Raw genomic sequence first — 12,868 nt, 5'->3', positions numbered from 1 at the left:
GGCGTCGGACCGGCCGGAAAGGGCTGCAAAGCAGCCCCCATGGCCCTCAAAGCGCGCCGAACACCTTCTTGGCCAGGCTGGTCGCGGCACCGGCCGGGTTCTGGCGAATGCTTTCTTCCTGCTTGGCGATCATCTCGAACAGCCCGTCCAGGGCTTTCTCGGTCACGTAGCTCTCGATGTTGGCGCTCTTGGCGTCGACCACGCCCAGGCCTGCGGCCTGCCCGGCGAAGTTGTTGTACTGCTGGGCCAGGCCGACCTTGTCGGTGGCCTGCTTGACGATCGGCAGGAACTTGGCGCGGATCTGCTCGCGGCTGCTCTTGTTCAGGTACTGGGTGGCCGAATCCTGGCCGCCGCTGAGGATGCCCTTGGCATCGGTCACGGTCATCTTCTTCACCGCGTCCACCAGGATCGCCTGGGCTTGTGGCACCGCAGCCTCGGCGGCCTTGTTCATGCTGGATTCCAGGGCTTCGACCTGTTCACCCTTGCCGAACATCTTCATGGCCTTGGCGGCCTTGCCGAGGTTGCCCGGCAGCTCGATGCGCACGTCGGGGTTGTTGCTGAAACCGCCGGGGGTGCTCAGTTGCTTGACGGCGATCTGCGCGCCTTGGGTGAGGGCGTCCTTCAGGCCGCCGGAGGCGTCGCTCTGGGACAGGTCGCCGAGCGACAGGGCCAGGGCGTTGGCCGACAGCAGCAGGCCGGCGCACAGGGTGGTGAAGCGCAGGGAGGAGCGGATCATGGGGATTTCCTTATGGGCAGAATGGTGCAGGTTCAGCGTATCGGGTAGACCGGGATCGGGCCAGTTCACTCAACCGCCACAGGTTCCGGTGTTTCATCGCGGTGCAAGGCTACCTGGCGAATCGACAGACGCAGCTCTGCCGACAGTACCCGCTTGGCCACGCCCTCGGCCAGCTCGGCAAGCTTGTCGTGGTAACCCAGCTTGCCGTTGTCGTCCGGCTGCAGCACGCCTTCGCGCACCAGGGTCTGGATGAAGTGGCGGAACAAGGTCTTGTCGAAGAACTCCGGGGCGTTCAGGCCATGCAGGATCGACAGGCGCTGGGCCATCATCACGCACAGCTCCTCCAGCTCTTCGGCGCTCAGTGTGTGCTGGCCGCTGTTGAGCAGCAACGAGGTGGCCATGTAGAAGCGCTGCAGGGTCTGGGTGATGGTGCGTGCCAGCAGTGTCAGCAGGACGAACTGCCGCGAGCTGGGTGCTGGACGCATGTAGATGTCCTGCTCCCTGCGCAGCAGCCCCTGCTCGACCAGCGCCGTCAGCCACTGGTCGATCACCTCGTCCAGTTGCTCGGGCGTCCAGCGCAGGAACAGCTCGGCCTGCAGGTACGGATACAGCGCCCGCACGTACTGGCCCAGCAATTCGCGGCTCATGCGCGAGCTGCTGAGGAAGAAGCTCGCCAGCAGCCCCGGCAGGGCGAAGATGTGCAGTACGTTGTTGCGGTAATAGGTCATCAGCACCGCATTGGCTTCGTCCAGGTAGAGGATGCGCCCCAGCGCGTCCTTCTGCTCGGCCAGCAGGTCCATGCCCAGCACGTGGTCGATCAGCGCCTTGCCGTCGCCATCGGGCAGCGTGGTATGCGGCGAGTAGGGCACCTGGCGCAGCAGGGCCAGGTACAGGTCGAGCACGCGGGTCAGGGCGCGTTCGTCCAGGGCCAGGCGGCTGGTCGACAGCAGTGCCAGCGCCACCAGGTTGACCGGGTTGATCGCCGCGGCTTCGTTCAGGTGACGGGCGACCGTCTCGCCCAGGCGGGTGGTGGTGTCGTTGAGCCAGTCCGGGCGGAACTGCGGGCCGAGCGGCTGATCGCGCCAGCCGGGCTGCTGTTCGTCGAGGAAGCTGTTGAGGCGGATCGGTTCGCCGAAGTTGACGTAGACCTGGCCGAAGCGCTGCTTGAGCGCGCCGATGACCTTGAAGATGTCGAAGATCGATTCTTTCTTCTTGCTGGCGCCGCGTAGTTCGCCCAGGTATGTGCGGCCTTCGAGCACCCGCTCGTAGCCGATGTACACCGGGACGAAGACGATCGGCGTGCGCGAGGAGCGCAGGAAGCTGCGCAGGGTGATCGCCAGCATGCCGGTGCGCGGCTGCAGCATGCGCCCGGTGCGCGAGCGGCCGCCCTCGACGAAGTACTCGACCGGGAAGCCCTTGGTGAACAGGGTGTGCAGGTACTCGTTGAACACTGCGGTGTACAGTGGGTTGCCCTTGAACGTGCGGCGCATGAAGAAGGCACCGCCGCGGCGCAGCAGGCCGCCGATCACCGGCATGTTGAGGTTGATGCCGGCGGCGATGTGCGGCGGCGTCAGGCCGTTGCGGAACAGCAGGTAGGACAGCAACAGGTAGTCGATGTGGCTGCGGTGGCAGGGTACGTAGATCACCTCGTGGCCGGGGGCGATGCCCTGCACCTGCTCGATGTGGTTGACCTTGATGCCGTCGTAGATCTTGTTCCAGAACCAGCTGAGCACCACTTCGAGGAAGCGGATGGCGGTGTAGGTGTAGTCCGAGGCGATCTCGTTGCCATAGTGCAGCGCCTTGGCCTCGGCCTTGGCGTAGGGGATCTTCTCGCGATCGGCCTCGTCGCTGATGGCCTGGCGCACCAGCGGGTCGTGCACCAGGCCCTTGACCAGGTTGCGTCGGTGCGAGATGTCGGGGCCGATCACCGCGGTCTTCAGGTTGCGGAAATGCACGCGCATCATGCGCTGGGCCATGCGTACAGTGCGTTCGTGGCCCTTGTTGTGCTGCACCAGCTCGCGCAGGTGGATCGGCGCGGAGAACTGCACGCGGGTCTTGCGCCCCAGGATCAGTACGCTGAGCAGGCGGCGCAGGCGGCCGGTGACGGCCCAGCTGTCGGCGAACAGCAGCTTCCACGGGCTCGACTCGCTGGCGGGGGTCTGGCCCCAGAAAACGCTGACCGGAATGATCTGCGCGTCTTCCTCGGCGTGCTGGCTGATCGCCGCGACCAGGCGCTCGAGCGTCGGTGGCGCGCCGCGTTTGTCCTGGCGGCCGAGCCAGTCAGGCTCGGGGGTCAGGTAGAAGAACGCCGCGGGCTCCTGCAGCGGGCCGACGGCCACCGGCAGCACCGGACGTGGCAGCCCCGCCTTGGTGCACTCGTGGTCGATCACGGCCAGATCGGTGAGCGACGGCGAGGAGAGGGCGTAGAACACCGGTCGGCTGCGGTCGAGCTTGAGCGTCAGCGAGGACTGGTTGATGGTTTCGGAGCGCACCCACAGGTAGAGAACGCGACGCAGGGCGCCGAAGATGAGGCGGCGCAGGGGGGAACGGGTCATGGGGTGGGGCCCTGGGTGAAAGTTTTCGTGTTTTACTGCCCGTTAGTCTGCCGTATCTGTGTAAGTTCAGCAAAATTCGGCCAAAAATGACCCTGTCATGAATTTTTTTTGTTCCCTGTCATATACTCGGCCTGCCGCTTGCAGGATATTCGTGCAAGCTGCGTCGGCGCGGACGGTGAACCCGCGCCAGCAAGGCGATCTTCAAAATAAAAATCCGGAGTAGTTCAGATGTCGTCTCGTGAGACTGGGAATGTGAAGTGGTTCAACGATGCCAAGGGTTATGGCTTCATTCAGCGCGAAGGTGGTGCGGACGTGTTCGTCCACTATCGGGCTATCCGCGGTGAGGGGCATCGCACCCTGGTCGAAGGGCAGCAGGTCGAGTACGCCCTCGTGCAAGGCCAGAAAGGCCTGCAGGCCGAGGACGTGGTAGGGCTCTGAGCCTCGCGGCTGTACGCTCAAGCTGCAAGTTGACCGTGGAACTTGCAGCCTGATGCGAACGCCTTCAGTTCGTGCGCCAGGTGATTTCCTGTTCACCGTCGGCGCTGATGCGGATCCAGCGATCGGCATCTTCTTCCCCGTCTTCCTCCGCCCAGCTGCCAGGCGCACAGCGCACTTCGACGTTGAGCGCGGCGAATGCCGCACGGGCGCAGGCGATGTCGTCGGCCCACGGGGTCTGGTCGCTTTCCAGGTACAGGCTGTTCCATTTCCCCACAGCTTTCGGTAACCAGGTGACCGGAATGTTACCGGCCATGCACTTGAAGGTCTGGCCTTTCTGCTTCCATTCGCTGCACGGGCCCAGGGCCAGGGCGAGCCAGTCGGCGATCTGCTTGTGATCGACGTCGTCGTCCTTGAGGTAGATCTCGATATCGGGTTGACGCATGGGGGGCTCCAGTGTGCTCAGTCTTGGCGCACGAAATAGTCATAACGCATGGAAACGGTGACCTCAAAGGGTTCGGGCTGGTCGATCACCCGTGCGCGCTTCTCGGCGCTGGCACGCCAGCCGTGCGGGGTCATGGCCAGCAGGTCGGCGCGGGCCTTGGCGTCGGCCAGGCTCAGGCGGAACTCGAGGATCTCGCCGTGGGCGTGGGCCATGCCCTCGGGGACCAGGGCCAGGTGCTTGTCGTCGGCGTACGGGCGCACTTCATCGTAGAGCACCTCGCGCAGTTCCATCAGGTGGCCGCTGGTCGGTCCGACCCGCATCAGGCCGCCGCCGGGGGCGAGCAGGCGCCTGGCCTCCTGCCAGTCGAGCGGGCTGAACACGCTGGCGATGAAGCCGCAACTGGCATCGGCCATGGGCACGCGGGCCATGCTGGCGACCATCCAGGTCACCTCGGGGGCGCGGCGGCAGGCGCGCTTGACCGCTTCGCGGGAGATATCCAGGGCGTAGCCGTCGGCGGCCGGCAGGGCCTGGGCGATCTGCGCGGTGTAGTAGCCTTCGCCGCAGCCGATGTCCAGCCAGGCCTGTGGCTGGCGCTCGGCAGCCAGTTGCGCCAGGCGGTGCGCTACCGGGGCGTAGTGGCCGGCGTCGAGGAAATCGCGGCGGGCTTCGACCATGGCCTGGTTGTCGCCCGGATCGCGGCTGTTCTTGTGCTGCACCGGCAGCAGGTTCAGGTAGCCCTGGCGGGCGCGGTCGAAACGGTGGCCGGCGGGGCAGGCCACGCCATTGTCGAGTTGCGCCAGCGGCGCCTGGCAGAGAGGGCAGGCGAGCATCAGGCGAGCAACCGTACCAGGGTCTGGTAGTAGATCTCGGTCAGCAGGTCGAGGTCGCTGGCCAGGATGCGTTCGTCCACCTGGTGGATGGTGGCGTTGACCGGGCCGAGCTCGACCACCTGGGTGCCCATGGTGGCGATGAAGCGGCCGTCGGAGGTACCGCCGCTGGTCGATGGGCGGGTTTCGCGACCGGTGACCGCCTTGATGCTCGACGATACCGCATCGAGCAGGTCGCCCGGCTCGGTGAGGAACGGCAGGCCCGACAGCGCCCAGTCGATGTTCCATTCCAGCTGATGCTTGTCGAGGATTGCCGCGACGCGCTGCTGCAGGCCTTCGACCGTCGATTCGGTGGAGAAGCGGAAGTTGAACAGCGCGGTCAGCTCGCCCGGGACCACGTTGGTGGCGCCGGTACCGGAGTTGAGGTTGGAGATCTGGAAGCTGGTCGGCGGGAAGAACGCGTTGCCTTCGTCCCAGTGCTCGGCGGCAAGTTCCGCCAGGGCCGGCGCGGCCAGGTGGATCGGGTTGCGCGCCAGGTGTGGGTAGGCCACGTGGCCTTGCTTGCCGCGCACGGTCAGCTTGGCGCCAAGTGAGCCGCGACGGCCGTTCTTGACCACGTCACCGAGCAGGGTGGTGCTGGACGGTTCGCCGACGATGCACCAGTCCAGGCGTTCGTTGCGCGCCTTGAGGCGCTCGACCACGGCCTTGGTGCCATGGTGGGCCGGGCCTTCCTCGTCGCTGGTGATCAGGAAAGCGATCTTGCCGCGGTGATTCGGGTAGTCGTGCACGAAGCGCTCGCTGGCCACCACCATCGACGCCAGGCTGCCCTTCATGTCGGCGGCGCCGCGGCCGCAGAGCATGCCGTCGGCATCGATCAGCGCCTCGAACGGTTCATGCTGCCACTGTTGCACCGGGCCGGTGGGGACCACGTCGGTGTGGCCGGCGAAGCACAGCACCGGGCCGTCCTGGGTGCCATGGCTGGCCCAGAAGTTGTCGACGTCCTCGATGCGCATCGGCTCGAGCTGGAAGCCGACGGCGCCCAGGCGGTTCATCATCTGGGTCTGGCAATCGGCATCGACCGGGGTGACCGAGGGGCGACGGATCAGGTCGCAGGCCAGTTGCAGGGTAGGCGAGAGCTCGGCTGGGGCCGTCATTGAAGGACTCCGGGGCAAGGCAAGGCGGGGAAACTGAGGGGCGTTATCTTATATCAAACCATGGTGGAATGGGGCCGCGTTACGGCCCTTTCGCGGCACAAGGCCGCTCCTACAAAGACCGCGCTGCCTGTGTAGGAGCGACCTTGTGCCGCGAAAGGGGCGCAACGCGCCCCCGGCGATCTCAAGCCTGTTGTGGCTCTGCAACCTTCTCGGCGGGCTTGGGTAACGACGACAGCAACGCCATCACCAGCGCCGCCAGGTACGGCAACGACTGCACCAGCAGCATCGCCACCCAGAAGCGCATGTCCGAACTCGGCAGCCCCTGCACCAGGTAGATACCCAGCGCCGCGCCCCACAGCAGCAACATGATGAACAGCTCTTCGCGGGCTTCGGAGATCGCCACCAGCACACCGTGGCTGTCGGCATTCTTCGGTGTGCGGAAAAACGGCATGCTGCTGGTGAAGAAACCGTACAGCACCGCCTTGGCAATGGTGTGCGACAGCGCCAGCCCCGCCAGCGCTGCAGCGAAGGCATCTTTCATGTTGACCCCCACCGCGCGGCGGTAGAGGAAGACGATCTTGCCGACCTTGAAGAAAAACAGCGCCAGCGGCGGAATGGCGAACATCATCAGCGGCGGGTCGACCCGGTGCGGCACGATGATCATCGCCGCCGACCACAGCAGCGCGCCGACGGTGAAGAAGATGTTCATGCCGTCGGCGATCCATGGCAGCCAGCCGGCCAGGAAGTGGTAGCGCTGGCCGCGGGTCAGCTCGCTGCCCTTGCCGCGCAGCAGGGCGCCGGCGTGGTGCTTGATGATCTGGATGGCGCCATAGGCCCAGCGGAAACGCTGTTTCTTGAAGTCGATGAAGGTGTCGGGCATCAGGCCCTTGCCGTAGCTGTTATGGGCATAGGCTGCCGACAGACCCTTCTCGAACACGCGCAGGCCCAGCTCGGCGTCCTCGCAGATGCACCACTCGGCCCAGCCCAGCTCCTCGAGCACGCTGCGCCTGGTCATGGTCATGGTGCCGTGCTGGATGATCGCGTCACGGTCGTTGCGGGTGACCATGCCGATATGGAAGAAGCCCTTGTATTCGCTGTAGCACAGCTTCTTGAAAGCGCTCTCGTGCTGGTCGCGGTAGTCCTGGGGCGATTGCACCACGGCGATCTTCGGGTCGGCGAAGTGCGGCACCATGTGCTTGAGCCAGTTGCGATCGACACAGTAGTCCGAGTCGATCACCGCGATCACCTCGGCGTCCTTGGCCGTATGCGGGATCAGGTAGTTCAGCGCGCCACCCTTGAAACCGGCCAGCGGCGCGACGTGGAAGAACCTGAAGCGCTCGCCGAGCTTTTCGCAGTGGGCCTTGAGCGGCTCCCACACGGCCGGGTCCTTGGTGTTGTTGTCGATCACCAGCACTTCGTAGTCCGGGTAGTCCAGCGCGGCGAGGGCGTCGAGGGTCTGCTTCACCATCTCCGGCGGTTCGTTGTAGCACGGCACGTGCACCGAGACCTTGGGCCGGTAGGCGCTGTCGCCCTGCACGGGCAGGAACTCCCGCCGTCGCTTGTGAATCCACACCGCCTCGGCCAGTTCATGGGCCTCGGTCAGCAGCACGATGAACACCCCGAGGGCGCCCAGCGCCAGCAGCACGCCCACGGTGAGGCTGAACCAGGTGCTGTACTGCTGGCTGTAGTCATAGGCGATCCACACCAGCACCGACCCGCACAGGAAGGTGATGAAGGTGAGGAAGGTGCGCCCGCGCTGGCGCAGGGCCGAGCCGTCGATCAACAGGATGGCCAGGGCGATCATCGCCAGCACCACCGAGGCCACGGCCAGGGCGCGCCATTGCGGGATCGCCACGATCGGGCCCTCGAAGTTGAATTTCTGCTGGCGCTCGGCGTTGTACACGCCCCAGTAGGCGCCCACCGAGCCTTCGTCGCTGGCCTTCCACGGCTGATCGTAGGCTTCGATGACGAAATAGTTGTAGCCGCGGCGGTTGAGGGTGTTGACCAGGGTGCGCAGGTAGATGGCCTGGTCGGCCTGGGTGGCGTCGGCGCCGCCGCGCATGCGGCCGTTGCTTGGCCAGCCGACCTCCGAGAGCAGCAGCGGCTTGCGCGGGAACTGCTTGCGCAGCTCGCGGGCACGGTCGAGGACGAACTGCACCGAGTCCTTCATGGGCACGAACTCCCAGTAGGGCAGGATGTGCGCGGCGACCAGGTCGACGTGTTTCGCCAGTTCCGGGTGCTCCTTCCAGATGTGCCACTGCTCACTGGTGGTCACCGGCACCTTGACCGCGGCGCGGACCCGGTCCAGGTAGCCGATCAGTTGCTCGGCGGTGACTTCCTCGCGGAACAATGCTTCGTTGCCGACCACTACCCGCACCACGCTGCGCGAGGTGTTGGCCAGGCCGATGGCCTTTTCGATCTCCCGCTCATTGCGTTCCTGATCGTTGCTGATCCAGATCCCCAGGGTGACACGCAGGCCAAGCTCTTCGGCCAGGCGCGGCACCTCGGCCTGGGTACCCTCGACGGTGTAGATACGGATGTTGTCGGTCAGCTTGTTCAGTTGCTCGAGGTCCTGGCGGATCTCGTCCTCGCTGGGGTATTGGCCCTTCTGTGGGCTCTGGCCGAGACGGAACGGCGAGTAGGAGAAACCGGAAATCTGTTCCGGCCAGGCGGGGGCGGATACCGGGCGGTTGATCAAGGCCCAGAACCCGGTGAACAGCGCGGCGATGGCCAGGACCACCACCAGGTTGAGACCGAATTTACGTGATGACATAGGTGTTCGAGGTTCCGAAGAGGGGAGCGAGGCGTCGCCGCTGGGGCGTGGGTCCTACGGATTCCGGGGAAGGTAATCCGTTGGATTGTCGACAGAGGATGTAGTTCTCAGTCCGCCTGGCTGTCGTCCAGATATAGTTGCTTGATAGGACATTAAAGCAGGCATGGCAGGATTTTTTCCAATCCGTGGCCGCTCTGGCACGCCCAGGTGGCGTGATCGGGCCGTGCGCTATGCCCGCGAGCCCATGGCTTGGCCTATAATGCGCGCCGGTTTTTTCGGGGTATCAGCATGAGCACAGAAGATCCACGCTTCGCCGGCGTCGCCCGGCTCTACGGCGACGACGGCTTGCAGCGCCTGAGTCAGGCCCATGTGGCCATCGTCGGCATTGGCGGGGTTGGCTCGTGGGCGGCCGAGGCCCTGGCCCGCAGCGGCGTGGGCGAGATCAGCCTGTTCGACCTGGACGATGTCTGCGTGAGCAACACCAACCGTCAGGCCCATGCCCTCGAAGGCCAGGTCGGCCGAGCCAAGGTCGAGGTGATGGCCGAGCGCCTGCGGGCGATCAACCCAGCCTGCACGGTGCATGCGGTGGCCGATTTCGTCACCCGCGAGACCATGGCTGAGTACATCACCGAGCAGATGGACTGCGTGATCGACTGCATCGACAGCGTGATGGCCAAGGCGGCGCTGATCGCCTGGTGTCGCCGTCGCAAGATCGCCATCGTCACCACCGGTGGTGCCGGCGGGCAGATCGACCCGACCCAGATCCAGCTTGGCGACCTCAACAAGACCTTCAACGACCCGTTGGCTTCACGGGTGCGCTCGACCTTGCGCCGCGACTACAACTTCTCGCGCAACACCAGCCGCAACTATGGCGTGCCATGCGTGTTCTCCAGCGAACAACTGCGCTACCCCAAGGGGGATGGCAGCGTGTGCCTGCAGAAGAGCTTTGTCGGTGAAGGCGTGCGCCTGGACTGCGCCGGTGGATTCGGTGCGGTGATGATGGTGACCGCGACCTTCGGCATGGTCGCGGCGAGCAAGGCCGTGGAGAAACTGGTGGCCGGCGCACGCCGGCCTTCTGAGCGGATCAAGCCTGAATAAATGGGGCCCTTCGCGGGTAAACCCGCTCCCACAGGTCTTGCACACTTCCTGTGGGAGCGGGTTTACCCGCGAAGAGGGCAGCACCGATTCAACGGTTAGACACCAGCTCCGCCATCTTCAGCAACACCGCATGCAGCCCATTGCTGCGTGACGGCGACAACTGCCGCTCCAGCCCCAACTGGGTAAACCAGGCGCTCAGGTCCAACCCCATCAGTTGATCGCTGGCCAAGCCTTGCACCCGCACCAGCAGAAGCGCCAGCAAGCCCCGCAGCATCCGCGCATCGCTGCCGGCCTTGAACCGCCATTGGCCGTCATCTTGCACCGCCACCAGCCATACCAGGCTTTCGCAACCGTGCACGCGGTTGTCCTCGGTCTTCTCCGCATCCGTCAAAGGCTCAAGGCGATCCCCCCACTGCATCAGCAACCGCGCCCGCTGCTCCCACCCGCGCGCCTGCTCGAAACTCTCCAGCGCCTGGCTGGCCTCGGCCGACAGGCTCATCGCAGCAGCTCCAGGCCCTGGTCGAGCGCCTCGAAGAAACGTTGCAGTTCGTCGCTGTCGGAATAGAGCCCCAACGACACGCGGATCGCGCCGTCCAGGCCCAGGTGCCTGAGCAGCGGCATGGCGCAATGATGCCCGGCGCGCACGGCGATGCCCTGTTCGGTCAGCAGGTGGGCAATATCGGCGTTGTGCACCCCATCGATGACGAAACTGGCCAGCGCCACCTGGGGCGCGCCGAGCAGACGAACCCCCTCGCGATCAGCCAGACCGCGTACCAGATGCTGGTGCAGGGTGGCCTCATGGGCAACCACCGCGTTGGCATCGAGGCTGGCCAGGTAATCCAGGGTGGCGCCCAGTCCGATGACACCCGCGATCGGCGGCGTGCCGGCTTCGAAGCCCAGCGGTGCCGGGCGGAAGCTGGCCTCCTGGTAGTCCGCCAACTGCACCATCTCGCCGCCGTACTGCCAGTGGCGCAGCAGTGCCAGCGCCTGCTGGCGGCCGTACAGCACGCCCACGCCATCCGGGCCGTAGAGCTTGTGGCTGGAAAACACATAGAAGTCGCAGTCCAGTTGCTGCACGTCGTGGCGACCATGGACCACGCCTTGCGCGCCATCGACCACGCTCAGCGCGCCTTGGGCTCGGGCATGGGCCAGCAACGGTGCCAGCGGCTGCCAGGTTCCCAGCACATTGGACAACTGGCTGATCGCCAGCAAGCGGGTGCGCGGGCCGATCAGTTGCAGGGCCTGTTCCAGGTCGACATGCCCCAGGTCGTTCACCGGCAGGATCACCAGGCGCAGTTGACGTCGATGCGCCAGTTGTTGCCAGGGCAGCAGGTTGGCGTGGTGTTCCAGGGCGCTGACGGCGATTTCGTCACCGGCCTCGAAGCGGTGCTCCAGGCCATAGGCCAGAAGGTTCAGGGCCGAGGTGGCGCCGTGGGTGAAAACGATCTGCCGCGAGTCGGCGGCATTGAGCCAGGCGGCGACCTTGTCGCGGGTACCCTCGAAGGCCTGGGTGGCCAGGGCGCCGGGCAGGTGCTGGGCGCGGTGCACGTTGGCGGCGCCATGGCCATAGTAATGGCTCAGGGCATCCAGCAAGGCCTGGGGCTTCTGGGTGGTGGCGGCGCTGTCCAGGTAGGTCTGGTGCTGCCGTTGCAGGGCGGCGATGGCGGGGAAATCGGCGCGCCAGGGAGAGGGCTGGAACATGTTAGCGGGGCCTGGAATAAAAATCGGGTCTGCCCACAAGCAACGCCTGGGAGCAGACCCGATCTTATCACTTCAAACCCGGGCAGGTTCTCAGTTGTGCGCGTGCAGCGCCTCGTTCAGTTCGATGGCCGACTTGTGGGTCTTGCACTCCACCGCGCCATTGAGCGAGTTGCGACGGAACAGCAGGTCGGTCTGGCCGGCCAGGTCGCGGGCCTTGACCACCTTGACCAGCTGGTTGTTCTCGTCCAGCAGGTTCACCTTGGTGCCAGCGGTGATGTACAGGCCGGCCTCGACGGTGTTGCGGTCGCCCAGCGGGATGCCGATGCCGGCGTTGGCGCCGATCAGGCAGCCTTCGCCGACCTTGATGACGATGTTGCCGCCACCGGACAGGGTGCCCATGGTCGAGCAGCCGCCGCCCAGGTCCGAGCCCTTGCCGACGAACACGCCGGCGGAGACGCGGCCTTCGATCATGCCCGGGCCTTCGGTGCCGGCGTTAAAGTTGACGAAGCCTTCGTGCATGATGGTGGTGCCTTCGCCGATGTAGGCGCCCAGGCGCACACGGGCGGTGTCGGCGATGCGCACGCCGGCCGGCACGACGTAGTCGGTCATCTTCGGGAACTTGTCCACCGAGAACACTTCCAGCAGTTCGCCTTTCAGGCGCGCTTCCAGTTGCAGCTCGGCCAGCTCGGCCAGGTCGACCGCGCCCTGGTTGGTCCAGGCGACGTTCGGCAGCAGCGGGAAGATGCCGGCCAGCGATACGCCGTGCGGCTTGACCAGGCGGTGCGACAGCAGGTGCAGCTTGAGGTAGGCCTCGGGGGTGGAGGTCAGCGCGCCGTCTTCGGCCAGCAGGGTGGCGACCAGCGGCTTGTGGCTCTCGGCCAGGCGGGTCAGCAGCGCGGCCTGGGCGGCATCGACGCCCTTGAGCGCGTCGGCCAGCTGGGCGGCCTGGGCGGTGGTGAAGGCGATGGCCTGGTTGCCCCCTTCATAGCCCAGTACCGGTGCAACGGCCGCGACCAGTTCGGCGCAGGGCTTGAGCACAGGCTGTGCGTAGAAGACTTCCAGCCAGGCGCCCTGGCGGTTCTGGGTGCCGACACCGAAGGCCAGGCTGAACAGCGATTGAGACATGCGATTACCTCGTACGAAA

The 12,868-nt window shown here is 65.6% G+C and carries 11 protein-coding genes; 2 read left to right on the top strand and 9 right to left on the bottom strand.

The features are described from left to right. Positions 1–46 precede the first annotated feature (46 nt). The gene (locus PRtIB026_RS23800) at positions 47–736 is read right to left on the bottom strand and encodes a DUF4197 domain-containing protein (protein WP_203651077.1); all 690 of its coding nucleotides are present in this window, start codon (positions 734–736) and stop codon (positions 47–49) included. A gap of 65 nt (positions 737–801) precedes the next feature. Then, positions 802–3,291 (bottom strand): glycerol-3-phosphate 1-O-acyltransferase PlsB, encoded by a 2,490-nt coding sequence (gene plsB / locus PRtIB026_RS23795; RefSeq protein ID WP_203651085.1) that lies wholly within the window; start codon positions 3,289–3,291, stop codon positions 802–804. A gap of 228 nt (positions 3,292–3,519) precedes the next feature. Between plsB and PRtIB026_RS23790 the strand changes: the two genes are divergently transcribed. After that, positions 3,520–3,729 (top strand): cold-shock protein, encoded by a 210-nt coding sequence (locus PRtIB026_RS23790; RefSeq protein ID WP_011535295.1) that lies wholly within the window; start codon positions 3,520–3,522, stop codon positions 3,727–3,729. A gap of 64 nt (positions 3,730–3,793) precedes the next feature. Here PRtIB026_RS23790 and PRtIB026_RS23785 read toward each other — a convergent pair whose 3' ends face one another. From PRtIB026_RS23785 to PRtIB026_RS23770, 4 genes are all read right to left on the bottom strand, one after another. Next, the gene (locus PRtIB026_RS23785; protein WP_203651087.1) at positions 3,794–4,171 is read right to left on the bottom strand and encodes a hypothetical protein; all 378 of its coding nucleotides are present in this window, start codon (positions 4,169–4,171) and stop codon (positions 3,794–3,796) included. A gap of 17 nt (positions 4,172–4,188) precedes the next feature. Then, positions 4,189–5,001 (bottom strand): putative RNA methyltransferase, encoded by an 813-nt coding sequence (locus PRtIB026_RS23780; protein WP_203651089.1) that lies wholly within the window; start codon positions 4,999–5,001, stop codon positions 4,189–4,191. Next, on the bottom strand, positions 5,001–6,152 hold the full coding sequence (dapE, locus tag PRtIB026_RS23775; protein WP_203651094.1) for a succinyl-diaminopimelate desuccinylase: 1,152 nt from the start codon (positions 6,150–6,152) through the stop codon (positions 5,001–5,003). Before dapE ends, PRtIB026_RS23780 begins: the two co-directional genes overlap by 1 nt. Positions 6,153–6,333: 181 nt before the next feature. Beyond that, a complete protein-coding gene (locus PRtIB026_RS23770) occupies positions 6,334–8,925 on the bottom strand; it encodes a glycosyltransferase (RefSeq protein WP_203651100.1) in 2,592 nt (863 codons plus the stop codon). A 288-nt stretch (positions 8,926–9,213) separates the two neighbouring features. Here PRtIB026_RS23770 and tcdA point away from each other — a divergent pair, with 288 nt between their 5' ends. After that, positions 9,214–10,023: a tRNA cyclic N6-threonylcarbamoyladenosine(37) synthase TcdA gene (tcdA, locus tag PRtIB026_RS23765; protein ID WP_203651101.1), complete on the top strand. Its 810-nt coding sequence runs from the start codon at positions 9,214–9,216 to the stop codon at positions 10,021–10,023. 88 nt (positions 10,024–10,111) lie between these two features. Here the strand turns inward: tcdA and PRtIB026_RS23760 are convergent, their stop codons facing one another. The 3 genes from PRtIB026_RS23760 to dapD all read right to left on the bottom strand — a co-directional run bounded on the left by PRtIB026_RS23760 (position 10,112) and on the right by dapD (position 12,849). Then, positions 10,112–10,522 (bottom strand): SufE family protein, encoded by a 411-nt coding sequence (locus PRtIB026_RS23760; RefSeq protein WP_203651102.1) that lies wholly within the window; start codon positions 10,520–10,522, stop codon positions 10,112–10,114. After that, the gene (locus PRtIB026_RS23755; protein WP_203651104.1) at positions 10,519–11,724 is read right to left on the bottom strand and encodes a cysteine desulfurase; all 1,206 of its coding nucleotides are present in this window, start codon (positions 11,722–11,724) and stop codon (positions 10,519–10,521) included. Before PRtIB026_RS23755 ends, PRtIB026_RS23760 begins: the two co-directional genes overlap by 4 nt. Positions 11,725–11,814: 90 nt before the next feature. Continuing rightward, positions 11,815–12,849 carry a 2,3,4,5-tetrahydropyridine-2,6-dicarboxylate N-succinyltransferase gene (dapD, locus tag PRtIB026_RS23750; protein WP_203651106.1) on the bottom strand — a complete coding sequence of 345 codons (1,035 nt, stop codon included), beginning with the start codon at positions 12,847–12,849 and terminating at the stop codon, positions 11,815–11,817. Between the last annotated feature and the right edge of the window lie 19 nt (positions 12,850–12,868).

It is taken from the genome of Pseudomonas sp. RtIB026, from assembly GCF_016861355.2.
Taxonomy (GTDB): Bacteria; Pseudomonadota; Gammaproteobacteria; order Pseudomonadales; family Pseudomonadaceae; genus Aquipseudomonas; species Aquipseudomonas peradeniyensis.
This window is presented reverse-complemented; position numbering and strand designations above follow the sequence as displayed.